19 protein-coding genes are annotated in these 25,566 nt (G+C 70.1%); 11 read left to right on the top strand and 8 right to left on the bottom strand.

Translation table 11 applies throughout. The features are described 5' to 3' along the window. Nucleotide 1 precedes the first annotated feature (1 nt). The 4 genes from ACSYGN_RS11740 to ACSYGN_RS11725 all read right to left on the bottom strand — a co-directional run bounded on the left by ACSYGN_RS11740 (nt 2) and on the right by ACSYGN_RS11725 (nt 4,944). Nucleotides 2–706 (bottom strand): vWA domain-containing protein, encoded by a 705-nt coding sequence (locus ACSYGN_RS11740; RefSeq protein ID WP_460394609.1) that lies wholly within the window; start codon nt 704–706, stop codon nt 2–4. A 115-nt stretch (nt 707–821) separates the two neighbouring features. Further along, nucleotides 822–1,595: a hypothetical protein gene (locus tag ACSYGN_RS11735; RefSeq protein WP_460394607.1), complete on the bottom strand. Its 774-nt coding sequence runs from the start codon at nt 1,593–1,595 to the stop codon at nt 822–824. Between the two features lie 9 nt (nt 1,596–1,604). After that, on the bottom strand, nt 1,605–3,305 hold the full coding sequence (locus ACSYGN_RS11730; RefSeq protein WP_460394605.1) for an Hsp70 family protein: 1,701 nt from the start codon (nt 3,303–3,305) through the stop codon (nt 1,605–1,607). A gap of 370 nt (nt 3,306–3,675) precedes the next feature. Continuing rightward, a complete protein-coding gene (locus tag ACSYGN_RS11725; protein WP_460394603.1) occupies nt 3,676–4,944 on the bottom strand; it encodes a PucR family transcriptional regulator in 1,269 nt (422 codons plus the stop codon). A gap of 164 nt (nt 4,945–5,108) precedes the next feature. Between ACSYGN_RS11725 and ACSYGN_RS11720 the strand changes: the two genes are divergently transcribed. Further along, nucleotides 5,109–6,035 (top strand): proline dehydrogenase family protein, encoded by a 927-nt coding sequence (locus tag ACSYGN_RS11720; protein ID WP_460394601.1) that lies wholly within the window; start codon nt 5,109–5,111, stop codon nt 6,033–6,035. A gap of 17 nt (nt 6,036–6,052) precedes the next feature. Here the strand turns inward: ACSYGN_RS11720 and ACSYGN_RS11715 are convergent, their stop codons facing one another. Next, nucleotides 6,053–6,229: a hypothetical protein gene (locus tag ACSYGN_RS11715; RefSeq protein WP_460394599.1), complete on the bottom strand. Its 177-nt coding sequence runs from the start codon at nt 6,227–6,229 to the stop codon at nt 6,053–6,055. A 180-nt stretch (nt 6,230–6,409) separates the two neighbouring features. On the opposite strand from ACSYGN_RS11715, the gene pruA reads away from it, so the two are divergent. Beyond that, a complete protein-coding gene (gene pruA / locus ACSYGN_RS11710; RefSeq protein WP_460394597.1) occupies nt 6,410–8,041 on the top strand; it encodes an L-glutamate gamma-semialdehyde dehydrogenase in 1,632 nt (543 codons plus the stop codon). 329 nt (nt 8,042–8,370) lie between these two features. Then, on the top strand, nt 8,371–8,502 hold the full coding sequence (locus ACSYGN_RS11705; RefSeq protein WP_460394595.1) for a hypothetical protein: 132 nt from the start codon (nt 8,371–8,373) through the stop codon (nt 8,500–8,502). Nucleotides 8,503–8,696: 194 nt separating this feature from the next. Here the strand turns inward: ACSYGN_RS11705 and ACSYGN_RS11700 are convergent, their stop codons facing one another. After that, nucleotides 8,697–10,289: a purple acid phosphatase family protein gene (locus tag ACSYGN_RS11700; RefSeq protein WP_460394593.1), complete on the bottom strand. Its 1,593-nt coding sequence runs from the start codon at nt 10,287–10,289 to the stop codon at nt 8,697–8,699. A 184-nt stretch (nt 10,290–10,473) separates the two neighbouring features. On the opposite strand from ACSYGN_RS11700, the gene ACSYGN_RS11695 reads away from it, so the two are divergent. The 4 genes from ACSYGN_RS11695 (at nt 10,474) to cimA (ending at nt 15,583) form a co-directional block, all read left to right on the top strand. Further along, a complete protein-coding gene (locus ACSYGN_RS11695; protein ID WP_460394591.1) occupies nt 10,474–11,517 on the top strand; it encodes a 3-isopropylmalate dehydrogenase in 1,044 nt (347 codons plus the stop codon). A gap of 260 nt (nt 11,518–11,777) precedes the next feature. Further along, nucleotides 11,778–12,866, top strand: a complete 1,089-nt coding sequence (locus ACSYGN_RS11690) for a branched-chain amino acid aminotransferase (RefSeq protein WP_460394589.1) — start codon at nt 11,778–11,780, stop codon at nt 12,864–12,866. Between the two features lie 179 nt (nt 12,867–13,045). Next, complete coding sequence (locus ACSYGN_RS11685; protein ID WP_460394587.1) at nt 13,046–13,654, top strand: TetR/AcrR family transcriptional regulator; 609 nt, start codon at nt 13,046–13,048, stop codon at nt 13,652–13,654. A gap of 324 nt (nt 13,655–13,978) precedes the next feature. Continuing rightward, nucleotides 13,979–15,583 (top strand): citramalate synthase, encoded by a 1,605-nt coding sequence (gene cimA, locus ACSYGN_RS11680; protein ID WP_460394585.1) that lies wholly within the window; start codon nt 13,979–13,981, stop codon nt 15,581–15,583. Between the two features lie 200 nt (nt 15,584–15,783). On the opposite strand, the gene ACSYGN_RS11675 is transcribed toward cimA, so the two are convergent. Next, on the bottom strand, nt 15,784–17,649 hold the full coding sequence (locus ACSYGN_RS11675; protein ID WP_460394583.1) for a ricin-type beta-trefoil lectin domain protein: 1,866 nt from the start codon (nt 17,647–17,649) through the stop codon (nt 15,784–15,786). A 192-nt stretch (nt 17,650–17,841) separates the two neighbouring features. On the opposite strand from ACSYGN_RS11675, the gene ACSYGN_RS11670 reads away from it, so the two are divergent. Further along, nucleotides 17,842–20,898 carry a glycoside hydrolase family 3 protein gene (locus ACSYGN_RS11670; protein ID WP_460394581.1) on the top strand — a complete coding sequence of 1,019 codons (3,057 nt, stop codon included), beginning with the start codon at nt 17,842–17,844 and terminating at the stop codon, nt 20,896–20,898. Nucleotides 20,899–20,984: 86 nt separating this feature from the next. Then, on the top strand, nt 20,985–22,397 hold the full coding sequence (locus ACSYGN_RS11665) for a hypothetical protein (RefSeq protein ID WP_460394579.1): 1,413 nt from the start codon (nt 20,985–20,987) through the stop codon (nt 22,395–22,397). Nucleotides 22,398–22,556: 159 nt separating this feature from the next. Here the strand turns inward: ACSYGN_RS11665 and ACSYGN_RS11660 are convergent, their stop codons facing one another. Next, nucleotides 22,557–23,159 carry a YceI family protein gene (locus tag ACSYGN_RS11660; RefSeq protein ID WP_460403386.1) on the bottom strand — a complete coding sequence of 201 codons (603 nt, stop codon included), beginning with the start codon at nt 23,157–23,159 and terminating at the stop codon, nt 22,557–22,559. A gap of 397 nt (nt 23,160–23,556) precedes the next feature. Between ACSYGN_RS11660 and ACSYGN_RS11655 the strand changes: the two genes are divergently transcribed. Then, entirely contained in the window at nt 23,557–25,152 is a 1,596-nt protein-coding gene (locus tag ACSYGN_RS11655; RefSeq protein WP_460394576.1) for an acyl-CoA carboxylase subunit beta, read from the top strand. 46 nt (nt 25,153–25,198) lie between these two features. Then, nucleotides 25,199–25,399: an acyl-CoA carboxylase subunit epsilon gene (locus tag ACSYGN_RS11650; protein ID WP_460394574.1), complete on the top strand. Its 201-nt coding sequence runs from the start codon at nt 25,199–25,201 to the stop codon at nt 25,397–25,399. The last annotated feature ends 167 nt before the right edge of the window (nt 25,400–25,566 follow it).

Raw genomic sequence — 25,566 nt, 5'->3', positions numbered from 1 at the left:
GTCAGTCCTTCCAGGGGATGTCCTCGTCCATGGGCACCGGGACGACGGCCTCGGTCTGGAAGCCGGGGTCGAGGACGAACCCGTCCTCGCCGTCCTCCGTCCCCTTCGCCGACGCCAGGACGCTCTGGATCAAGACCTGGGTGGTGTCCCTGACCGCGTCCGAGGCGGTATGCCCGTCCGCCACCGTGTAGGCCTGGAAGCGGTCCTTGGGGTGGACCAGCTCGCTCAGGGTCGCCGGATTGGTCTCGCCGACCCCGAACGGCACGACGTTCGGCCAGTTCGCGCCGGTCACCAGCGCCTCGAACTCCCGGTGCCAGACGTCGTCGGCGTCGGTCGGCTCGCCGTCGGTCAGGAAGAACACCGCGGGCCGGTGGAACGCGTAGTCGTCGACCCGCAGTTGCTGGGTGTCCATCTCGATCAGCTCGCGCACCAGCCGGAAGGCGGCGGCGTAGGAGGTCGCCCCGTCGGCGGTCAGGTCCGGCGGCTGCTGCACATTGCGCAGGTCGCTGAGCGGCACCCGCAGTTCCGCCCGGGAGGAGAACTCGACCAGGCTGAAGCGGATCTTGTCGCGCAGTGTGGGGTTCTCACGCAGCAGGTCGCACAGGGTGGGGATGATGTCGTTGACAGCGGTGATCGGCTCCCCGTCCATGGACAGAGAGGTGTCGACGACCACGTAGAAGGGCAGCAGGACGGCCTTGGCGGGCATGGCGTCTCCGGGACGGGTCGGGGCGGGATGCGGGCGGGGTAAAACAGAAGCGGAGCGAAACAGAAGCGGAGTGGCACAGCGGAGCGGAACAGCGGACAGTGCGGTACCGGAGGATTCACTTCAGGGCGGGAGCGCTGGGCTGTTCGATGAGCGCGGTGAAGACCATCGCCTGCACATGCGGCGGCCTGCCGGGCACGACGTAGCCGGGGACGACGACGTACTGGACCGGGGCCTGCGGGGAGGCGGCGGGCCAGAGCAGGTGGCGGTCGGGTGCGTACGCGGTGCCCGACGCCACCTCGAAGTCCCAGCGGAACGGGGTGCCCGTGTCGGCGATCTCGGCGCGCAGCGCGTTCACCGTGGTGCACAGCGACCTCGCCCGCTCCACCAGATCGGCCTGGGTGTCCTCCGGCACGGCCCCGGTGAACGCCTTGAGCAGATGGCGTACCTCGCGGTTCGGGGCGGGCAGCGCGCCGAACAGCAGCCGGCACAGGCGCCGGGTCAGCATCACGCGCCGCAACTGGACATCGGACTCACCGCTGTTGGGTCCGAGGCTCTCGACCTTGACGCAGAACGGCAGCACATGCAGGTTGACCAGATCCCGGAACCTGCCCGACAGATCCTGGTGCCGGACGTCGGCCGCACCGGCGAGCTCCTGCCGCAGCTGGCTGAAGCGGGCCAGCATTTCGTTCAGCCGGGTGTCCTGGTCCCGCTTCAGCTCCGCGAGCTCCTGGCGCAGCCCGCGGATGTCGTGCTGCTGCTGCCGGGACAGCCGGCCGACCTGCTCCGCGTACCAGAACAACCCCTGGCCCGCATCGTGCAGCCATTTGGCCAGTTCGCCCAGCAGGTCGTGCGGGGGTTCACCGCGATGCTGCGGTGTCGGATGGGTCATCGCTCCGCCTCACGCGCCGGTGTCGGGGTTGAAGGACAGCGTCGTCCGCAGCACGCCGCCGGTGTGCACATTGCGTGAGGTGACCTCGATCTCCGTACCGCCGAAGCGCATGGAGATCTCCACCTTCCGCTGCTCCATGGGCAGGCGCACGGCGGTGCCGAGATCCACGTCGACCGTGCCGAGCACCCGGACGCCCTCGCCCGTGCTGTAGCGGGGGTTCTTCTCACCGGACGACAGCAGGTTGTACTGCACGGACGTCTGCGCCTGCTGGACGGGGATCAGCTCCCTCGTGACGACCTGGTCGACGGCCACCGAGTCGCCGTTCTGCACGAAGATGTTGTAGCGGTCCTCGCAGTACACCTTCCCCAGGTCGTCCACGTAGCGCAGTCGCTCCGGATCCACTCCTGTCTCGAAGGGCAGAAGGCAGCTGATGCCGTAGGTGAGTTCCACGGTCCGCGAGGCCACCACCGTCGGCCGGTACGTGTAGTGCACCGCCCCGGCCAGTACCGCCCGCGCGGGATCCGGCGGGATCAGCAACTGGACCGTGGAGCCGTACCGTTGCTGTACGAACGCACTCAACTTGCTGCGCAGATAGGGCGATTGAGCGAAGCCCCCGACGAGGACGATGCGGATGGCGGCCTTGCGGTCGCCCAGCAGCTTGCGCATGTCGACGATCCGCTCCGCCACCAGATGGGTGAGCGGACGGACCACTCCCTCGAACAGGTCGTCGGCGGCCTTGGCCTCGACCAGGACGTGGAAGTCCTGTCCGCCCTGCATCCGGGCCAGCCGTTGCAGCCCTCCGCTGCTGTGCAGCAGCCCGTAGATCTTCCCGGGAATGGTGATCGACAGGGGAGCGTCCCGGCCGGTGTCGTGGTGCCGCTTCGCGCTCTCGAAGGCGTCCAGCATCTCCTGCAGCGCGTCGGGTGCCTCCCGCTCGATGCGGTCGAGCAGTTCGGGACCGAACCGGGGTCTCACCACGCCGGTGAGAAACCGCTCGTTGATGTACGCCGCCCCGAGGTCACCGCCCGCGGTGTGCCCCAACTGGGCGAGCCTGCCGTCCCCTTCCGGCCGGTAGGCGGCGATGTCGACGGTGCCGCCGCCGCAGTCCACGACCATGATCGGCAGGTCGGGGGCGCCGGACGGGGTCCGGGCGAAGGCATGGATGGCCGCCGCCTCCGGCTCCGTGATCAGCAGTAGCCGCTCCGCGGTCCCGGGGAACCCGGCGCGCTCGGCGGCCTTGCGCATCGCGTTGCGCTGGTACTCCGTCCACATCGCGGGGACGGTGAGGCACCAGCGGATCTCCTCCTCGCGGTACCCGCCGTCCGTGATGTGCTGGACGGCCACCTCCCGCAGCCGTCTCAGATAGGACGCGATCAGGGGCAGCGCCTGAGCGGGTGTGCCGTTGAGGTGTCCGTTCGCGGGGCTGTCCCCAGCCCGCAGCCACATCTTGAAACCCTGGACCAACCGGACGTTCCCGGCGCGTGCGCCCAGTCCGGCGTCGGTCAGCGCCCGCCGCGCGGAGTATCCCCAGTCGGTCACCTTGCCCGTGCCGTCCAGGAGCAGCGCGGTCAGGTTCTTCGGATAGACGACGGGCTGGTTCTGCCACTGGTCGAAGTAGTAGACGGTCCGGTCGGACACCTTGTCGTTGGCCGCGTCGACCGGACACCAGGCGAAGCCGGAGCCATGTGTCCCGAAGTCGACAGCGGCCACCACTCTGATCGTCAAATTCTCCCCCTCGGGCCCGTCGGTTCGGCGACCGCTGGACGAGCCGTGGCGTGCCGCGTGCCCGGGGGGATTGCACCGTGGGTGCCGCGGACGCTGTGCAGGACAGGTGGTTCTCCTGCGCCTCCCGCGTCCGTGAACTCCCCCGCTCACGCTGTCTTCTGGGCGTGAAAGCAGGTTGGCACAAGATCCCTGAATGGGACGGAGTGATGAAATAAACTACGTATCCATTTTCCTCGCCTGCGTCGCACGCGCCTCTGCCGTCACAGCCGGTGTGTCGGGAACGCCACCGCCGTCACAGCCGTCACAGCCGTCACAGCCGGTTCACCGGCCGTGCACAGAGGGCAGGCCACCGTCGTCACAGCCGGTCCGCCTTCAGGGCCATGTGCAGCAGCAGGCGGGACTCGCCGTCCGTGAGGTCCAGGCCGGTGAGGCGTTCCACGCGGGAGAGACGGTAGTAGAGGGTCTGACGGTGGATCCCGAGCCGGGCCGCCGTGCGGGCGGCCTGGCCCGCGCAGTCGAGGTAGATCTCCGCCGTGCGGGCCAGCTCCTGGTGGTCGGGGGTGAGCAGGGCGCGTACGGCGGGATCGGGCGGGGTCTGCGGGGGCAGCGCCGTGAGCAGGCGGAACGGGCCCAGCGCGGACCACTCCGCCACCGGCCCGAGCCGCGGTTCCGCGCGGGCCGCACGCGCCGCCGCCGATGCCTCGCGCCAGGCCGCGCCCAGCTCGGCGAGCCCGGAGCGCCCCGCCCCGACACCCGCCGCCGTACCCGCCGCCGCAGTGCCCAGCGCCGCAGTGCCCAGCGCCTCGGCGCCTGGCAGCATCCGCGCCCGTTCCAGCAGCCGTGCCGCCGCCGAGGTCGCCGGGGCCAGGCTGTCCGCCGAGCGCAGCCTGATCAGGGCCACGAGACAGCGCAGTCCGATGTCGCCGGGCAGCGCCGGACGCGCCGCGTCCCCCCACGGCACGGTGCACAGCGCGGTCGCGCCGGGCAGGGTGCGCACGGACGGCGCGTCGTCCGGATCGGCCGAGGTCCACGGGGCCACACAGATCACCGTGTGCGGCCCGTCGGCCCTGGGGCCGAGCGCGGTGCGCAGCTCCGCCACCGCCATGTCCCGCTCCCAGTCCCGCCCGGCGGTCAGCACCGCCCGCAGCTCGCGGGTGAGGTCGGCGCCGTGCTGCGCCTCGTCGGCGAGCAGCGCGCCGATGCGCACGGTGACCTCCATCGCCGCCGCCAGCTGCCGCTCGGCCGGCCCGGGATCGTCGGCCAGCAGCCACACGTAGCCGAGGACCACGCCCCGGTGCCGCACCGGCAGACAGATCCGGCCCCGCAGCACACCCGCCTCCGGGGTCGGCGGGATGCGCACCGGCCCGGTCGCCCGGGTGATGCCGAAGCCCTCGAACCAGGAACGCACCGCCGCGGTGGAGCGGCGGGTCAGGATCGAGCGGGTGCGCACCGGGTCCAGCACCGTCGGATCCAGGTCGCCTTCGCTGTCGTAGGCACCGAAGGCGATCAGCTCGAAGTCGCGGTTCTCCAAGGTCGCCGGTGCGCCGAGCAACTCGGAGATCTCGTCGACCAGCTCCTGGTAATCACCCCTGTGTTCCGACGTCACCTGGTTATTTTCCCGCATCTTCCGGCCATCCTTCATACACCTGTCTGAGATCGGTGCCGGGGATGCGTGACAGCTGTCGATGGTTCACGCTCGAAACGATCCTTAGTTTTCACGGTGGTTCTCCGTGCCGTACCCGAATCGTCGGAATCCGGCCTTTCCTGCCTGTGTGTTGGAGGTGCCCCGTGCTGGGTCCCGTGATTCTCGCCGCCTCGCGCAGCGACCGGATGCGACGCCTGATCTCGGCGGCCCCGGTGACCAAGCAGGTCGTCGACCGGTTCATCCCCGGCGAGACACTCGACGACATCGTGCCCGTCATCCAGGGCCTCACCGACCACGGGCTCGACCTCACGATGGACGTCGTCGGCGAGGACATCACCGGCCCGGAGCAGGCCGCCGCCGCGCGCGACGCCTACCTCGCGCTCGTCGGCCGGCTGAAGGAGCTGGGCCTCGGCAAGCGGGTCGAGATGTCGGTCAAGCTGTCCATGTTCGGGCAGGCCCTGCCCGGCGGCCACGACCTGGCGCTCGCCAATGTCCGCCCGGTCGTCGAGGCCGCGGCCGAGATCGGCACGACGGTCACCCTGGACGCGGAGGACCACACCACCCTCGACTCGATGTTCGCCATCCACGAGGAACTGCGGAAGGACTTCCCGCAGACCGGCTGCGTCCTCCAGGCGTATCTCTTCCGCACCGAGGCCGACGCCCGCCGGCTCGCCGCGAGCGGCAGCCGGGTACGGCTGGTCAAGGGCGCCTACAAGGAGCCCGTCGAGGTCGCCTACCAGCAGAAGCACGAGATCGACAAGGCGTACGTCCGCGTCCTGAAGATCCTGATGGCGGGCCGGGGCTACCCGATGGTCGGCTCCCACGACCCGCGCCTCATCGCCATCGCGCAGGAGCTTGCCCACCGGGCCGGGCGCAAACTGGACGAGTACGAGTTCCAGATGCTGTACGGCATCCGTGGCGAAGAGCACCTCAGGCTGGCCGCCGAGGGCCACCGCATGCGCGTCTACACCGCCTACGGCACCGACTGGTACGGCTATTTCATGCGCCGCCTGGCGGAGAAGCCGGCCAACCTGCGCTTCTTCGTCCGCTCGATGGTCAGCAAGGGGTGAGAGCCGATTGCCGTTCTTCAGCCGCCGGAGAACGGCGATCCGCAGCCGCCGGAGAACGGCTCCCCGCAGCCGCCGGAGAACGGCACTCCGCAGCCGCCGGAGAACGGCACTCCGCAGCCGCCGGAGAACGGCACTCCGCCCTGTGGCCGACCGCTGAGCCGGACACGGACCCGGACCGGACCCGATTCCGCCACCAGCGGTACGGAAGCCGTGACTCCGCCTCGGAAGAGCGCGGCCGAGGCCGCTCACGAGCTCGCCACAGCGAACCCGATACGAGCAGGCCGTGACGGTCAAGCCGTGACCACCGCCCATCATGATCCAGCGCTTCAGCTCATCCCGGTCGTAGTCCGGGAATCACTCGGAAGAGGTAACCAATGGACGCCGTGACCCAGGTCCCCACGCCTGTCAACGAGCCGGTGCACGGCTATGCCCCCGGGTCGCCCGAGCGGGCCCGGCTGGAGGTCAGGCTCAAGGAACTGGCCGAGAACCCGGTCGACCTGCCGTGCGTCATCGGCGGCGAGAAGCGGATGGGCGGCGGTGAGCCGTTCCAGGTCGTGCAGCCCCACCACCACAAGGCGGTCATCGGCACCCTGCACCACGCCACGCAGCAGGATGCGAAGGACGCCATCGACGCAGCCCTCGCCGCCGCGCCCGCCTGGCGCGCGATGTCCTTCGACGACCGCGCCGCGATCATCCTGCGCGCCGCCGAACTGCTCGCCGGGCCCTGGCGCGAGACGATCGCCGCCTCCACCATGCTCGGCCAGTCCAAGACCGTCCAGCAGGCCGAGATCGACAGCCCCTGCGAGCTGGTCGACTTCTGGCGCTTCAACGTCCACTACGCCCGCCAGATCCTCGCGGAGCAGCCCCCGGCCAACTCCCCGGGCGTGTGGAACCGTCTCGACCACCGCCCGCTGGAGGGCTTCGTCTACGCGATCACCCCATTCAACTTCAGCGCCATCGCGGGCAACCTGCCCACCGCGCCCGCGCTGATGGGCAACGTCGTGGTGTGGAAGCCGTCCCCGACCCAGACGCACTCCGCCGTGCTGCTCATGCGGCTGCTGGAGGAGGCGGGGCTGCCCAAGGGCGTCATCAACCTCGTCACCGGCGACGGCGTTGCGGTCTCCGAGGTCGCCCTGGCCCACCCGGACCTGGCCGGCATCCACTTCACCGGCTCCACCCGCACCTTCCAGTACCTGTGGAAGACGGTCGGCGCCAACATCGAGAAGTACCGCTCCTACCCGCGTCTGGTCGGTGAGACCGGCGGCAAGGACTTCCTGGTCGCCCACCCCAGCGCCGACCGGGCCGTCCTCAAGACCGCGCTGACCCGCGGCGCCTTCGAGTACCAGGGCCAGAAGTGCAGCGCCACCTCCCGCGCCTACATCCCGGCGTCCATCTGGAACGACGGCTTCCGTGAGGAGTTCGCCGCCGAGGCCGACTCCCTCACCATGGGTGACGTCACCGACCTGAAGAACTTCATCGGCGCCGTCATCGACGACCGCGCCTTCGCCAAGAACAAGGCCGCGATCGACCGCGCCCAGGAGGACCCGGCCTGCACGATCGTCGCGGGCGGCACCTACGACGACTCGGTCGGGTACTTCGTCCGCCCGACCGTGATCGAGTGCAGCGACCCGGCCAACGAGGTCTTCCGCACGGAGTACTTCGGCCCGATCCTCGCCATCCATGTCTACGAGGACGACAAGTACGACGAGATGCTGACCCAGATGGAGTCCGTCTCCGACTACGCCCTCACCGGCGCGGTCGTCGCGAACGACCGTGCTGCGGCGGCGTACACCATGGAGAAGCTGCGCTACGCAGCCGGAAACTTCTACATCAACGACAAGTCGACCGGCGCCGTGGTCGGCCAGCAGCCCTTCGGCGGCGGCCGGGCCTCCGGCACCAACGACAAGGCTGGCGCCCCGCAGAATCTGCTGCGCTGGACCCTGACCCGCGCCATCAAGGAGACCCTGGTCCCGCCGACCGACTACACCTACCCCCACATGGGCTGACCGCCCCTCCGGCACGGGCCGGGCAGCCCGACCTCCGAACGGGCTGCCCGGCCCGTCACCATGTCCGCGGCCGGTCGGCAAACGACGTAAGCGCAGGTCACAGGGGTGTGACTCACCGCACTGTCTCAGATAGTAGGAAGTCCGAGTAATGGTGGAGACAGCGGCGGCCTGCTCATCTAGCGTGGTAAGTGCCGAACGTTTCGCTCGATCCAGCGATTGGCGGTTGTGAGCCGGGCCCTGTGCAGGTGATCCCTGCGGCACGCTCTCCGCCTTCCGGCGTCTCGTAATCCTTGCCCGTACTCCCGGATGCTCTAAGGAGTCGATCCCCCATGGCCGAGACGACCGTCCGCCGCCGAGTCCGCCACACCTCCCGCTCCAGCGAGGCCGACCGCCAGAACGCCGCCGCGGCGCTCCAGCGTGCCCTCGACCGCCGCGACAACGGCGGCTCCACCGGCCACTGAGGCCGGTCACCAGCGACCCGATCCGACCCGATCCGACCCGATCCACGAGCCGCACCACCAGCCGCGAGCCGCGCCCGCTCGGTGCGGCGCGGCTGCCGGGTGCGGCGTGGTCGGCGGCGGGTGCGGCGGTCGGCGGCGGGTGCGCCCGGGTTGCGCCCGGGTGCGATCAAGGGCCTGTCGCCCGGCCCCCGCGCTCAGCTGCCGCGCCGCACCTCGAAGTGGTCGATCCGCTCGCCGCTCTGGGCCAGCGCCGACACCTTCAGCACCGGCCGCGCACCCGCCTGCGCCTCCACCGACAGGAGCGAGAAGCCCCGATAGCGCACCCGCGACCACTCCACGGTCTCCGCGTGCTGGGTCCGGGCCTTGGTCCAGTGGAAGGTCTGCACCGACTCGACGCGGGTCACATGCCCCTCGTAACTCTCCTTGGCGCCCGCCGGGAACGAGTACAGGTCCCGCCCGCCGCCGCCCGCGGTGACGTAGACGATGCCGTCCCGGGTCGGGTCCGTGGAGCCGCCGACCGGCACCGCGCGGCCGACGCGGCCGTTCTTCACGGCGTCGGTGCGTTCGTACACATGGTTGTGGCCGTTGATCACCAGGTCCACCTGGTGCTTGGTGAACAGCGGCAGCCATGCGTCGCGGATCCCGCCGTCGGAGGCGTGCGATGAGGTGGAATAGGCGCAGTGGTGGAAGAAGACCACGATGAAGTCGACGTCCTCGGCCGCACGCAGCCGGCCGAGCGTCCTGTCGAGCCACGCGGTCTGCTTGCCGTGCGTGCAGCCGAAGTTGGCGGGGATCTCGTACGACACGTCGTTCGCGTCGAGGGCGACGAAGCCGACATTGCCGTAGACGAAGGAGTACACCCCCGGCGCCGTACGGGCGTCGGGGCCGCTGCCGGGCAGGGACCAGCGGGCGAGCTGTCCGCCGTAGCCGTCCGGCGAGTACCAGGCCTCCATGTCGTGGTTGCCGGTCGTCACCATCCACGGCACCGAACGGGCCACCGGCTCCGTCTGCTTGAGGAAGAGGTCCCAGTACGTGGCGTCGTAGCCGTCGGACTTCTTGCCCTGGCCGTTGACGTCGGCGTAGCAGATGTCGCCGGCGTGGAGGTGGAGGGCGGGCTTCAGCCGCTGGAGCACGCTGTCGTTGGCGGCGGCGCTGGTGCTGACGCCCTGGTCGCCGAAGGCGGTGAAGGTGAAGGTCCCCGGACGGGCGGGCGCCGTGCGGAACGTGGCGACGGTGCCGCGGTGCGCGGCGGAGGCCGGGTCGTAGCCCTCGTGGCCGACTCCGTAGTAGTACGTCGTGCCGGGCACGAGGCCGTCCAGGGCGGCGTGCATGTAGTACTGCTCGACCGCCGGACGCACTCCCGTGACCCCCGGGGTGTGCAGATCGCGGATCTCGGCCGAGATGCGGTGGCTCAACTGGTCGGGGCGCAGCCCGACGCGCACGTACGGCCTCTGCACCGCGGCCGGTACCTGCCAGGAGATCCGCATCTGGGTCTTCGGGTCGGCGTCGAAGGCGAGATGGCGGCCGAACGGGGTGACGAAGGCGCCGCGCACCTTGGAGGTCCGGGGCGACGGGAGCACCGACGAGACGGAGGCGCCGGAGGACGCGGACGCCACGCCCGGCGACGACGCGCCGCCGCAGCCGGTGAGCAGCCCGCCCGCGGCCACCATGCCGGTCGTCACCAGGGAGCGGCGCCGGAACAGCTTGGTGTGCAGGTACTCGTGCTGCTCGGCCATGGTCATGCGCTCGGCCAGCCGCGGCGGAATGCCGAAGTCGGGGGTCTCCATGTCGGTGAAGTTCCCAGCGCATGCCAACGAGCGCCACACATACGAGTGAACCGTGGCCAAAAGGATGACGCCCATGCGGGACCCGGACACGGCCGCTCGTCACCCGGCGGGTCACCTCGGTGCGGTGCTGTCCGCATCGCGGACACGTCATGTCATTCCATGGGACGAGGAGTAGGGTGCCGACATGTCTCGCAGCATCGATCTCGCAGTGATCCCCGGTGACGGCATCGGCCAGGAAGTCGTGGCCGAAGGCCTCAAGGTCCTCTCCGCCGTCCTCCCGCAGGATGTGAAGCTGGAGACCAAGGAGTACGACTTCGGCGCCAAGCGCTACCACGCGACGGGCGAGACCCTCACCGACGCCGACCTCGAAGCCCTGAAGCAGCACGACGCCATCCTGCTCGGCGCGATCGGCGACCCGTCCGTGCCGTCCGGCGTCCTGGAGCGCGGCTTCCTGCTCAAGCTCCGCTTCGCCTTCGACCACCACGTCAACCTGCGGCCGAGCAAGCTGCTGCCCGGCGTCGCCACCCCGCTCGCCGGTGAGCCGAGCATCGACTTCGTGGTCGTCCGCGAGGGCACCGAGGGCCCGTACACCGGCAACGGCGGCACCATCCGGAAGGGCACCCCGCACGAGGTCGCCACGGAGGTCTCCGTGAACACGGCCTACGGCGTCGAGCGCGTCGTCCGTGACGCCTTCGCCCGTGCCCAGGCCCGCCCGCGCAAGAAGCTCACGCTGGTCCACAAGAACAACGTGCTGACCTTCGCCGGCCATCTGTGGACGAACATCTTCAACAAGGTCGCCGCGGAGTACCCCGAGGTCGAGACCGACTACCTCCATGTCGACGCGGCGACCATCTTCCTGGTCACCCAGCCCGAGCGGTTCGACGTCATCGTCACCGACAACCTCTTCGGCGACATCATCACCGACCTCGCCGCGGCCGTCTCCGGCGGTATCGGCGTGGCCGCCTCGGGCAACATCAACCCGGGCCGCGAGTTCCCGTCCATGTTCGAGCCGGTCCACGGCTCGGCCCCGGACATCGCAGGCCAGGGCAAAGCCGACCCCACGGCCACCGTCCTGTCCGCCGTCCTCCTGCTGCGCCACCTCGGCTACGACGCCGAGGCGACCCGGATCGAAGAAGCCGTCTCCGCCGACCTAGCGGAGCGCACCGGCAAGCCCGCCCGCAGCACCGCCGAGATCGGCGACGCGCTCGCCGTACGAGTAGCCGGCTGATCCCGCCGTACTCGAACCCCCACTTCGAAGCCGCCGGGTCGCATCCGCACCCGGCGGCTTCTCCTGTGCTCCGCCGGGTGACACCATCGACCCGGGCCGCATTCACACCCATTCCAGCCACGACGGACCCCGCGCGATAATCGAACGCGGGGCCGCGAGCCCGGGAATGAGGCACTGCTCGGACGTCTTGCCACCGGCCGCCGGGCCGGGACGGATGTGAGCGCGGCCCGTCACTACAACCGGTGAAGGACACACCACTCATGACGACGCCCACGATCGAGCTCAAGCCCTCCGCGAGTCCTCTTGCCGCCGCCGAGCGCGAGGCGCTCCTGGCCAACCCCGGGTTCGGCCGCCACTTCACCGACCACATGGTGACGATCAAGTGGACCGAGGGCCGCGGCTGGCACGACGGGCAGCTCGTTCCCTACGCGCCGATCCCCCTCGACCCCGCCACCAGCGTCCTGCACTACGCGCAGGAGATCTTCGAGGGCCTCAAGGCGTACCGGCTGCCCGACGGCTCCGTCGCCACCTTCCGCCCCGACCGCAACGCCCGCCGCTTCCAGGCGTCCGCCCGCCGGCTCGCCATGCCCGAGCTGCCGGTCGAGACCTTCATCGAGGCCTGCGACGCACTCGTCCGCCAGGACAAGGACTGGGTCCCGGCACACGGCGGCGAGGATTCCCTCTATCTGCGCCCGTTCATGATCGCCACGGAGGTCGGGCTCGGCGTCAGGCCCGCCAACGAGTATCTGTTCGTCGTCATCGCCTCCCCGGCCGGCGCCTACTTCCCCGGCGGCGTCAAGCCGGTCTCCATCTGGGTCTCCGAGGACCACGTCCGCGCCGTCCCCGGCGGCATGGGCGACGCCAAGACCGGCGGCAACTACGCCGCCTCCCTGCTCGCCCAGGCCGAGGCCGCCGCGGAGGGCTGCGCCCAGGTCTGCTACCTCGACGCGGTCGAGCGCACGTGGGTCGAGGAACTCGGCGGCATGAACCTGTACTTCGTCTACGGCGACCGGATCGTCACCCCGACCCTCACCGGCTCCATCCTGGAGGGCGTCACCCGCGACTCCCTCCTCGCCCTCGCCCGCGACCTCGGCTACCAGGCCGAGGAAGCCCGCGTCTCCATCGACCAGTGGCAGCGCGACTCGGAGAACGGCACCCTGACCGAGGTCTTCGCCTGCGGCACCGCCGCCGTGATCACCCCGGTCGGCACCGTCAAGCGCACCGGCGCCGACTGGCAGCAGTCGGGCGGCGAGCCCGGCGAGGTCACCATGCGGCTGCGCCAGGCCCTGCTGGACGTCCAGCGCGGTATCGCCGAGGACACCCACGGCTGGATGCACCCGCTGGGGTGAACACCGTGAGGTGAGCATGGCCCGGGGTAGGGGAGAGGTGGCAGACCGCCGTCTCTTCCCCACCGGCGGTCTCTCCGGCGGTGGGGAACAGACGGCGGTGGTGGCACCTACCGCACGACTACTCGGCAGCAGCCCAGGATCTAACAGGATCAAGAGGATCAAGGAGCAGGGAGGGGCGTATGGCCGGTGGGCGCAGGCAGGCCCCGCCCCGCGAGGAGGTCCTCGCTGCTGCCATGAGCATGATCGCCGAGCGCGGTCTGGAGAAGCTCACCATGGCGGCGCTCGGCCGCGAGGTCGGGATGAGCAGCGGTCATCTGCTCTACTACTTCGGCTCAAAGGACGAACTCCTGCTGCGCACCCTGGAGTGGACCGAGAGCCGCCTCGGCGCCGAACGCGACCGCCTCCTCAGCGGCCCGGCCCCGGCCCGCGAACGCCTCGACGCCTACGTCGACCTCTACGTCCCCGACGGCCCCCGCGACCCGCACTGGACGCTGTGGCTGGAGGTCTGGAACCGCTCGCAGTACGCCGACGAGGACGCCCGTGCCCGCCAGGCCGCCATCGAGGCCGCCTGGCACAGCGACCTGACAGCCCTCATCGCCGACGGCGTCGCACACGGCGAGTTCCGCCCCGTGGACCCCGACCGCTGCGCCACCCGCCTGCGTGCCCTGCTCGACGGCTTCTCCATCAACGTGGCCGTAGGCCTGCGCGGCACGGACCGCGCGAAGGTGCTGACGCATGTGGGGGAGCTGCTGGACGAGACCCTGGGCGGCGACACCGCACCTGCGTGACGACGGAGGGCCACAGGGTGTCGGCGGGCGACCGCATTCTGAGACGGCTGTGAGCTGCGGGCACTGCTGTGCCAGACTGCCCCCGTGCTCTCGTTCGCCATGATTATTGGCAGCAGGCGCGCCGGTCCGCAGTGACCGCCCTTGTACGACCAGGTACGGGCGGCCATCGTCGTCTCGACCCGCGCGCAGACCTCTCGCACCCGCGAGAGGTTTTTTCGTTTTCCTGGCCCATCCACAACCGGGAGCGAGAGCGCGAGGGATCATGGGGGACGGTGGAGCCGGTTCTTCCGGTACGACCGAGAACCAAACAGGAGCCTTGACACCATGACCGCATCCAGCGAGCTCGACGATTCGTTCCACGTCTTCGACACCACCCTGCGCGACGGGGCCCAGCGCGAGGGCATCAACCTCACCGTCGCGGACAAGCTCGCCATCGCGCGGCACCTGGACGACTTCGGCGTGGGCTTCATCGAGGGCGGCTGGCCCGGCGCCAACCCCAGGGACACAGAGTTCTTCGCCCGTGCCCAGGAGGAGATCGACTTCCGGCACGCCGAGCTGGTCGCCTTCGGCGCGACGCGGCGAGCGGGCGGAAAGGCGAAGGACGACCCGCAGGTCAGGGCGCTGCTGGAGTCCGGGGCCCCGGTGATCACCCTGGTCGCGAAGTCCCACGACCGGCATGTCGAACTGGCGTTGCGCACCACGCTGGACGAGAACTTGGAGATGGTCCGCGACACGGTGTCCTATCTGCGCGAGCAGGGCCGCCGGGTGTTCGTCGACTGCGAGCACTTCTTCGACGGCTACCGGGCCAACCCCGAGTACGCCAAGTCCGTCGTACGGGCGGCCTCGGAGGCGGGCGCGGACGTGGTGATCCTTTGCGACACCAACGGCGGGATGCTCCCGGCGCAGGTCCACGCCGTCGTCGCCACGGTGCTGGCCGACACCGGTGCCCGGCTCGGCATGCACGCGCAGGACGACAGCGGCTGCGCCGTCGCCAACACCCTCGCCGCGGTGGACGCGGGCGCGACCCACGTGCAGTGCACGGCCAACGGCTACGGCGAGCGGGTCGGCAACGCCAACCTGTTCCCGGTGGTGGCGGCGCTGGAGCTGAAGTACGGCAAGAAGGTCCTGCCGGACGGGCGGCTGCGCGAGATGACCCGCATCTCCCACGCGATCGCCGAGGTCGTAAATCTCACCCCCTCCACACACCAGCCGTACGTCGGCGTCTCCGCGTTCGCGCACAAGGCGGGCCTGCACGCGTCCGCGATCAAGGTTGACCCCGACCTGTACCAGCACATCATGCCCGAGCTGGTCGGCAACACGATGCGGATGCTGGTGTCCGACATGGCGGGCCGCGCCTCGATCGAGCTCAAGGGCAAGGAACTGGGCGTGGACCTGGGCGGTGACCGCGAGCTGGTCGGCCGGGTGGTGGAGCGCGTCAAGGAACGCGAGTTGAAGGGCTACACGTACGAGGCGGCGGACGCGAGCTTCGAACTCCTCCTCCGGGCGGAGGTAGAGGGCAAGCCCCTGACCTACTTCCGGGTCGAATCCTGGCGAGCGATCGTCGAGGACCGCCCCGACGGCACGCACGCCAACGAGGCGACGGTGAAGCTGTGGGCGAAGAGCGAGCGCATCGTCGCCACGGCGGAGGGCAACGGCCCGGTCAACGCCCTGGACCGCGCGCTGAGGGTCGCCCTGGAACGGATCTATCCCCAGCTGGCCAAGCTGGAGCTGGTGGACTACAAGGTCCGCATCCTGGAGGGCAAGCACGGTACGTCCTCCACGACGAGGGTCCTGATCTCCACCTCGGACGGCACCGGCGAATGGTCCACGGTGGGAGTGGGGGAGAACGTCATCGCCGCGTCCTGGCAGGCCCTGGAGGACGCGTACACCTACGGCCTGTTGCGAGCGGGAGTTGAGCCGGCGGAGTAACCCCCGCGGGCCTTTTGCCCTGGGGCTCCGCCCCCCTGCACCCCCGTTTGCCCACCACACCCACCCGACTCGGTCGGTCAAGAGGTGAACCCTTCAAGCTACGGAGTCGGGCCAAGCCCGGGGTTCCGGGGGCTGGAGCCCCTGGGGTCGGGAATGGGAAGGGGCGGCGGGGGCGAAGACCCGCCGCCGCCCCCGGATGGTTACTGCAAGTGCCACTTCTGGTTGGACGCCCCCGTGCACGACCAGATCTGCGCCCGCGCCCCGTTCGCGGACGAGTTGTCCGTCACGTCCAGGCACTTGTTCGCCGCCACGTTGACCACGTCGCCCGTGGAGGCGTTGTAGGACCAGCGTTGCGCGCCCGTGCCGTTGCAGTCGTAGAGCTGGACCTTCGCGCCGTCCGCGGTCGACGCCGATGCCACGTCCAGGCACTTGCCCAGTGCCTGGACCGAGCCGTCCGCCTGGACGGACCACTGCTGTGCCGTGGAGCCGTTGCAGTCGTAGAGCTGGACCGCCGTGCCGTTGGTGCTGGACGCGCCCGCCACGTCGAGGCACTTGCCGGCGAGGCCGACGAACGAACCCGTCCGGGCGCCGCCGCCCGACTGCGTGCCGGACCAGGTGAAGGTGGCCGACGTCTTGCCCGGCAGGGAGTACGTCGCGTGCTGCGAGCCCCAGTTGACGGTCACCGTCTTCGCCGAGGACGCGTCGTTGTAGGCGATCAGCGCCTTCGAGCCGTCCGGGTTGCGCCACGCCACGTTCGGCACCGCCGAGGACGCCGTCGAGGCGATCCGCTGCGCGCCCGGGCGGACGAACTTCGTGAGGTGGCCCATCGTGTAGTACTCGACGGTGTAGTCCACGGTCCCGCTCGCCCCGTCACCGTTGTGCACGGTGATCAGACCGGTGCAGGTGCCGCAACCGCCGTTGTGCGGGCCCATGTTCTGGTCCACGGCCAGCGACCACTTCGTCACCGACTTCGCCCAGTTGCGGGTGTAGTCGATGATGTTGGACATGTCCTCGCGCTGCTGGTTGGCGATCCAGGTGCCGCCCGAGTGCTCGGTGCCGAAGGCGTCCAGGTTCGGGTACTGGTTGTGGACCGAGGTCTGCTTGGCGATGTCACCGCCGTAGCCGTGCCACGCTATGCCGCCGAAGTTGGGGTGGTTGCGGATCGCCGAGTCGTCCACCGCCGCGGCGGCGTAGGAGTCGTAGACGTCCCAGTTCCAGTCGTGGGCGAGGACCTTGGTCGACAGGCCAGCCGCTTGGAGCTTCGGGAGCAGCTCGCTCTTCATGAAGTAGGCCAGGCCCGAGGCGTTCCAGCTCATCGACGGGTAGCCGGAGCAGCATGTCGGCTCGTTCTGCGGGGTGACGTACGAGACGTCGATGCCCTGGTCGCGGTAGGCCTGGAGGTACTTCACGAAGTACGAGGCGTAGGCGCCGTAGTCCTCCGACTTCAGCCAGCCGCCGTTGAGCGACCCGCTGTCCTTCATCCACGCCGGTGCCGTCCACGGCGAGGCCATCACGGTCACCGACGGGTTGAGCTGGAGGGCCTGCTTGGTCAGCGGGACGACGTCCGCCAGGTCGTGCGATATCGAGAACTTCGTCAGGTTCGGGTCCGTCTGGCCGGACGCCACGTCGTCGTAGCTGTAGCCGTAGCGCGCCAGGTCCGACGCGCCCATCGGGTTGCGCAGGAACGACAGCCCGATCCCGTCCGTCGGCGAGAACAGCTTGCGCATCGTCGCGTCCCGGGTCGACTGAGACAGGGCGCCGCTGCTGTTCATCAGCCACGCGGCCGTGTCGGTGAAGGACGCGCCGCCGCCGGTGAAGGTCTGGTAGCGGGTGTTCTCGTCGACGGTGATGTTCTCACCGCTGCCGCCGCTGCCGGACTGGAACGCGAACGGCGTCTGTGCCTCAAGGCCGCGGACGACATGGCGTCCGGCTGCGTCGTCGGTGGTGGTCAGATACGCGGTGACCGTCTCACCGGCCGCGTGAGCGGGGGCCACGGCCGCGGTGAGTCCTGCTGTGGAGAGCAGTCCGGCCAGGAGCAGCCGGACCACGCGGGGGGTTCTCCTCATGTGTGTCGCCCTTTCCGAGGACAACTTGTCTTGTATGGGGGTATGGGGGAATGGGGGGTGGTTGGGTCGGTGGTGGTGACGTGGGCTGCATGTGTGCCGTCTGACGGGGTGTCTTGACGCCGTCATGCGGGCCCAGTTAACTCACGGCGTGAGGTAAGTCCTGAGTGAACCATGAGAGTCGAGGGAAGGTCTATGCCGAGAACCGCCCTGCTCGTCTCCGCTGCTTCCGCGGCCACCGCGGCGCTGCTCGCCGCCCTGCTCCCGTCGGCCGTCGCGCGAGCGGCTTCCGCGGCCGATGATCCCGCTCCCGTCGCCGTCGACCGTTTCGAGGGCGAGGTGCCCTTCGCCGGACAGCCCGCCGAGGGGATCTTCACCTGGGGCGGCGACAGCGACGACCCGCCCGCGCTCCGGCTCGCCGAGCGCTCCGATGCCCCCGAGGGCGCCAAGGTCCTGTCCGGCACCTACGACATCAGCGGCTACGGCGGCTTCACCCACGACTTCGCCGCGAACGAGGCCCCCCACGACTGGTCCGCCCACCAGGGCATCCGCTTCTGGTGGGACGGCCAGGACAACGGGAAGAAGATCGCCTTCGAGATCAAGGACGGCGGCGCGAACGGCGAGGCCTCCGAGCTGTGGACCTCGTCCTTCACCGACGACTGGACCGGCTGGAAACAGGTCGACATCCCCTTCACCGACTTCGTGTACCGAACCGACTACCAGCCCGTCGGCGGCATCGACCACGTCCTCGGCCTTACCGGGATGTGGGGCTACGCCGTCACCCTCCCCACCGGCGCACCGGGCCGCTTCGCCATGGACGGCGTCGAGCTGTACGGGAAGGCCGATCAGGCGCTCCGGGCGAGCGTCACCACCGACTCCGCCGTCTATCCGGTGAAGGAGGGGCGTACGGCCGTCGTACGGGTCAGCGTCGCCGCCACCGGGTCCGTCCCGCTCGCCGAGCCGGTCACCGTCGTATACGACACGCGTGGCGCCGATGGCACCGGCGGCAGCGCCGAGCCCGGCAAGGACTACACCCCCGTCTCCGGCACCCTGACCTTCCCCGCCGGCACCGCCTCCGGCGCGAGCCGCACCATCGAGGTCCCGACTCTGAAGGACCGCTCCGCCGAAGCCGCCGAGACCGTCCCCGTGAAGCTCACGGTCACCGGTGCCAAGGCCCCCGCCGAGACCCCGCAGGTGGTCATCGACGCGCACGGACTGCCCTACCTGGACGCCAAGCTGCCCGTGAAGAAGCGCGTCGCGGACCTGGTCTCCCGGATGTCCCTGGCGGAGAAGGCCGGTCAGATGACCCAGGCCGAACGCGGCGCGATGAGCGCGCCGGGCGACATCGCGGCGTACGGGCTCGGCTCGCTGCTCTCCGGCGGCGGCTCCACCCCGACGCCCAACACCCCCGAAGCCTGGGCCAGGATGATCGACGGCTTCCAGCTCCGCGCGCAGGCGACCCGCTTCCAGATCCCGCTGATCTACGGCGTCGACGCCGTCCACGGGCACAACAACCTGGCCGGCGCCACGATCATGCCGCACAACATCGGCATCGGCGCCACCCGGGATCCACAACTCGCGGAGAAGACGGCCGAGGTGACGGCCAGTGAGGTGCGGGCCACCGGCGTGCCCTGGGACTTCGCGCCCTGTCTGTGCGTGAGCCGGGACGAGCGGTGGGGGCGGTCGTACGAGTCCTTCGGTGAGGACCCGGCGCTCGTCGAGTCCATGGAGACCGTCATCAAGGGCCTCCAAGGCCGCGCGGACGGCCGGGACTTGAGCCGCGGCGACAAGGTGCTCGCCACTGCCAAGCACTTCGTCGGCGACGGCGGCACCGCGTACGGCTCGTCGACCACCGGGTCGTACACCATCGACCAGGGCGTCACCACGGTCACCCGGCAGCAGTTGGAGGCCGTGCACCTCGCGCCGTACCGGACCGCCGTGGACCGCGGTATCGGCACCGTCATGCCGTCCTACTCGTCCCTCGACATCGTCGGCGACGGTCAGGGCGCGGTGAAGATGCACGCCCGCGCCGACATGATCACCGGCGTCCTCAAGGGACGTATGGGCTTCGACGGCTTCGTCATCAGCGACTGGAACGGCATCGACCAGCTGCCCGGCGACCTTCCCACTCGCGTCCGGACGTCCATCAATGCCGGACTCGACATGATCATGGTGCCGTACGGCTACAAGGACTTCACCGCCGCGCTCATCAGCGAGGCGAAGGCCGGCCGGATCAGTGAGCGCCGTATCGACGACGCCGTGTCCCGCATCCTCACCCAGAAGGTCAAGCTCGGCCTGTTCGAGAAGCCGTACGCCGACACCGGCGGCGCCGCGCGGATCGGCTCGGCGGCGCACCGGGCCGTGGCACGGCAGGCGGCCACCGAGTCGCAGGTGCTGCTGAAGAACGCGGGCTCCGTCCTGCCGCTGAAGAAGTCCCAGAAGGTCTACGTCGCCGGGTCCAACGCCGACGACATCGGCAACCAGACCGGCGGCTGGACCCTCACCTGGCAGGGCTCGTCCGGCGCCGTCACGACCGGCACCACGGTCCTCGACGGCCTGCGCAAGGCGAGCGGCGGCGCTGTCACGTACTCCAAGGACGCCTCCGCCCCGACGAGCGGCTACGACGTCGGTGTGGTCGTCGTCGGCGAGACCCCGTACGCCGAGGGCGTCGGCGACGTCGGCAACGGGCACGACCTCCAGCTCTCCGCCGCCGACAAGGCCGCCGTCGACAGGGTGTGCGCGGCGATGAAGTGCGCGGTCCTGATCGTGTCCGGGCGGCCCCAGCTGATCGGCGACCGGCTCGGCGAGATCGACGCGCTGGTGGCCTCCTGGCTGCCCGGCACCGAGGGCGACGGCGTCGCCGACGTCCTCTACGGCAGGCGGCCCTTCACCGGGCAGCTCCCGGTGACCTGGCCCAAGTCCGAGGCTCAGCTGCCGATCAACGTCGGCGACACCTCGTACGACCCGCAGTTCCCGTACGGCTGGGGTCTCACCACCCTCACCAAGGTCCCCTCGGGCGGCGCGGCCACCCTGCGCACCCTCGCTCTCGCCGCCGCGGCGGCCGAGAAGGCGGGCGCGGAGCGGACCGGACGCGAACTGGTCCGCAAGGCACGGCTGATCGTCCAGCAGAAGGCGGGACAGGACATCACCGCGGCCGTCGCCAAGCCCTTCGCCGACGCCGACCATCTGCTGCTCACCGGACGCTACGGGGCGGCCGTGCAGAAGCTCCGGGAGGCGTACGGGAAGGCCTGAGCACCCCGTCCATGGAATGACCGGCCACCGTTCGGCACATGACCGGTGAAGGACCGCTTTGGGGAGGCTTCGGGTAGTTTCTAACCATGAAGGCCGTGGTTCGGACCCGAAGCCTCCCCGGGCTGCTGACCCGAGGTCTCCCCCGGCTGCTGACCCGTGGTCTCCCGCGGCTGCTGCTGGCCCTCGCGCTCACCGCCCTGGCCGTGTTCGCCGTCGTCGGGACTTCCGCGCCGCCCGCCGCCGCGGACACCCGCGTCTCGGAGATCGGCCGGGCCCTGCGCGAGAGCCCGCTGTACATCGACCCGGCCGCCGTCGGACAGCTCTCCGCCGCCGACGCCGACGCGCTCAAGCGGAGCATCACAAGCGCCGACAAGCCGCTCTTCATCGCCGTCCTCCCGGCCGGCTACCCCACCGCGAACCTCTTCACCGACCTGCGCACCGCCACCGGCGTCACCGGCCTGTACGCCGTCCGCCTCGGCGACCGCTTCGACGCCCGGGCCGACGCCTCCGTCCTGCCGCGCGCCGCCGTGCACAACCTGGTCACCAGCGTCCAGGGCGAGTCGGCCCCGGCCCAGCTCAAGGACTTCACCGACCGCGCCCTCGTCAACATGGGCGGCTCGGCCCCGGCGTCCTGGGGCGGCTCCGGCGGCGGTGGCGTCTCGGCCGCGTCGCTGATCGCCGTGGGCGCCGTGCTGGTCGCGGGCGGCCTGGGCGCGTACGCCCTCGTACGGCGCAGCCGGCACCGCAGGCGGGAGGAGCAGCGGGCCGCGCTGGAGAAGCTGCGGGTCGTCGTGGACGAGGACATCACCGCGTTCGGCGAGGAACTGGACCGGCTGGACTTCCACCCCGCGGAGGCGGGCGCCGACGACGCCATGCGCGCGGACTACGAACGCGCCCTCGACGCCTACGAACAGGCGAAGCAGTCCATGGCCCAGGCCGCCCGGCCCGAGGACGTGCGCGCCGTCACCCAGGCCCTGGAGAACGGCCGCTTCTCGCTCGCCCAGCTCGCCGCCCGGCGCACCGGGGCACCGCTCCCGGAGCGCCGCCCGCCGTGCTTCTTCGACCCCCGTCACGGGCCCTCGGCGGCCGACGCCGACTGGACCCCGCCCGGCGGCAGCCCGCGCGAGGTCCCGGTCTGCGCGGCCGACCGCGCCCGGCTGGCCGACGGCCGCGACCCGGCGGTCCGGGAGGTGGACACCGCCGACGGACGCCGCCCCTACTGGGACGCGGGCCCGGCCTACGGCCCCTGGGCGGGCGGCTACTTCGGCGGCGGCCTGCTGCCCGGTCTGCTCGTCGGCACACTGCTCGGCAGCATGATGGCCACGCCCTCCTACGCCGCCGACTACGGCACCGGGTACGGCGACTTCGGGGCCGCGGGCTACGACGGTGGGGACGTGTCCGGGGCGGACTTCGACCCGGGGGACTTCGGCGGAGGCTTCGGCGACGGTGGGGGAGGAGACTTCGGCGGGGGCGGCGGGGACTTCGGCGGAGGGTTCTGAGGGGGTGCCCGGTGGTCGGGTCAGGTGTCCCGGCCGGGGACCAGGCCTACGGCGGGTACGCGAGCGCCCGCCCTCCGGGCTCGGGGAGTCCGGGGAGGCGGGCGCGCTCGTACGGTGGGCCGTGACGGCCGTGACGGCCGTGACCGGCCGGTGCCGGGATCAGGCGCTCTTGATCGCCGAGATGTCGAAGTTCAGCTTGATCTTGTCGGAGACCAGCACACCACCCGTCTCCAGCGCAGCGTTCCAGGTCAGGCCCCACTCGGAGCGCAGGAGCTCCGCCTTGCCCTCGAAACCCACGCGCTCGTTGCCGAACGGGTCCTTGGCGGCACCGTTGAACTCCAGGTCGATGGTGATCGGCTTGGTGACACCGAGGATGGAGAGGTCGCCCGTGATGCGGTAGTCGTCGCCGCCCAGGGCCTCCGCCTTGGTGGACCGGAACGTCATGACCGGGAACTCGTCGGTCTTGAAGAAGTCCGCCGACTTCAGATGACCGTCACGGTCCGCGTTGCCGGTGTCGATGCTCTCCATCTTCACGTCGATCGAGGCCGTCGACTTGGCCGGATCCGAACCGTCGAGGTGCAGCGCGCCGGAGAAGTCGATGAACTTGCCCTTGACGTTGGTGACCATGGCGTGGCGGGCCACGAAGCCGATCGTCGTGTGGGCCGGGTCCAGCGTGTACTCGCCGGTCAGCGCGGCGAGGTCGGGGTTGACGGCGGTGTCGGTGGCGGCCTGGTCGGAGTTCTTGTTGCCGAAGATGCCCATGAGATGCTCCCGGTGCGGGTGGTCGAGATGGTGAACGGTGATATGAACGGTGATACGAACGGTGAAGGAGATCGGCGCTCGGAGATCGCCGCTTGTTGAATCTTCAATGAGCTTCAACGACTCCGACCGTAGACCTATTCCGTTCAACTTTCAACATCATCGGGATATGAGTGCCCCAAAGGGCCGCGCTTCACCCGCGCGGCGGTACGCCCGGCGGCCGGATGTGAGCGGGGTCTCAGGCCCCGGCTTTGTGTGACTCCTACAAGGCGGATGGCCTGTGAGCAGTCGGAACGGCTGAACGCCGAAGTGGTTCTGTTCGGTGGCACCAGGAAAACGCCTCCGAGACTGTACGGAGTCGACGTCCCGCTCACCTGGCGGTGCTTCGTAAGGTCACTACATGACCGCATTGGATGAGACGACGGGTGAGCCGGCCGGTGAGCCGACGGACGCGCGCGGGCGGGTCGCCGAGCTGCACGAGATTCGTGCACAGGCCCTTGCGGGGCCGAGCGAGAAGGCGACGGCGGCGCAGCACGCCAAGGGCAAGCTGACCGCGCGGGAGCGTATCGCGCTGCTCTTGGACCCGGGGTCCTTCCGTGAAGTCGAGCAATTGCGGCGGCACCGGGCGACGGGGTTCGGTCTGGAGGCGAAGAAGCCGTACACGGACGGTGTCATCACCGGCTGGGGCACGGTGGAGGGCCGGACGGTCTTCGTGTACGCCCATGACTTCCGGATCTTCGGCGGTGCGCTCGGCGAAGCGCACGCGACGAAGATCCACAAGATCATGGACATGGCCATCGCGGCCGGGGCGCCGCTGGTGTCGTTGAACGACGGCGCGGGTGCCCGTATCCAGGAGGGCGTCGGCGCGCTCGCCGGGTATGGCGGCATCTTCCAGCGCAACACCAAGGCGTCAGGCGTCATCCCGCAGATCAGCGTGATGCTCGGCCCCTGCGCGGGCGGCGCGGCCTACTCGCCGGCGCTGACGGACTTCATCTTCATGGTCCGCGACACCTCGCAGATGTTCATCACCGGTCCGGACGTCGTGAAGACGGTCACCGGTGAGGAGATCACGCAGAACGGGCTCGGCGGCGCGGATGTGCACGCCGAGACCTCCGGCGTCTGCCACTTCGCCTACGACGACGAGGAGACCTGCCTCGCCGAGGTGCGGTACCTGCTGTCGATGCTGCCGTCGAACAACCGCGAGAACCCCCCGCGTCACGAGGCGTCCGACGCGGCCGACCGACGCAGCGACGTCCTGCTGGACCTGGTCCCCGCGGACGCCAACCGCGCCTACGACATGGCGAAGGTCATCGAGGAGATCGTCGACGACGGCGACTTCCTGGAGGTCCACGAGCGCTGGGCGCGCAACATCATCTGCGCGCTGGCCCGCCTCGACGGCCAGGTCGTCGGCATCATTGCCAACCAGCCGCAGTCCATCGCCGGTGTCCTCGACATCGAGGCGTCGGAGAAGGCCGCCCGGTTCGTCACGATGTGCGACGCCTTCAACATCCCGCTCGTCACCTTCCTGGACGTCCCGGGCTTCCTCCCCGGCGTCGGCCAGGAGCACGGCGGCATCATCCGGCACGGCGCGAAGCTCCTCTACGCCTACTGCAACGCGACCGTGCCGCGGATCTCGATGATCCTGCGCAAGGCCTACGGCGGCGCCTACATCGTGATGGACAGCCAGTCCATCGGCGCCGATCTCACCTACGCCTGGCCGACGAACGAGATCGCCGTCATGGGCGCGGAAGGTGCCGCGAACGTCATCTTCCGGCGGCAGATCGCCGCGGCCGAGGACCCCGACGCCATGCGGGCCCGCATGGTCAAGGAGTACAAGGCCGAGCTGATGCACCCCTACTACGCCGCCGAGCGCGGCCTTGTCGACGACGTCATCGACCCCGCCGAGACCCGCGAGGTGCTCATCAGGTCGCTGGCGATGCTCCAGAGCAAGCACGCGGACCTGCCTTCGCGTAAGCACGGCAACCCCCCGCAGTAACCCTCCGATCCTGCCGGTGAAACTTCTCTCACGGAGACTGACAACTATGACCACGCCTGATATTCGCGTCGAGAAGGGTCAAGCGGACCCTGAGGAAGTCGCTGCGATCACTGCCGTGCTGCTGGCTCGGGCTGCGGCCAAGTCTGACTCTGCCGGTGCTGAGGGTCATGGGCGTCGGCCCAAGGCCCGGTGGCGTCGGCTGGAACGTGAGGGCGGGTTCCGGTCGCCGCACAGCTGGCGCGGGTAGCTGATCTTCACTTGCCTGTCGGAGGCACGGACTTGGGGTCACTCGTGGAGTTGGCGGCGACCGCAACTCCCTGAGGGGCGCGGGGAACTGCGCGACAAGCCACAACGCACCCGCAGCCGACGACGACGCTTCCCAGACACGCCGAAGGGCCCCTCTCCTCCGAGAGG

The sequence above is a fragment of the Streptomyces sp. YIM S03343 genome, assembly GCF_054729195.1.
Note: the sequence above shows the minus strand (reverse complement) of the source record. Positions and strands in the feature narration are given on the sequence as shown.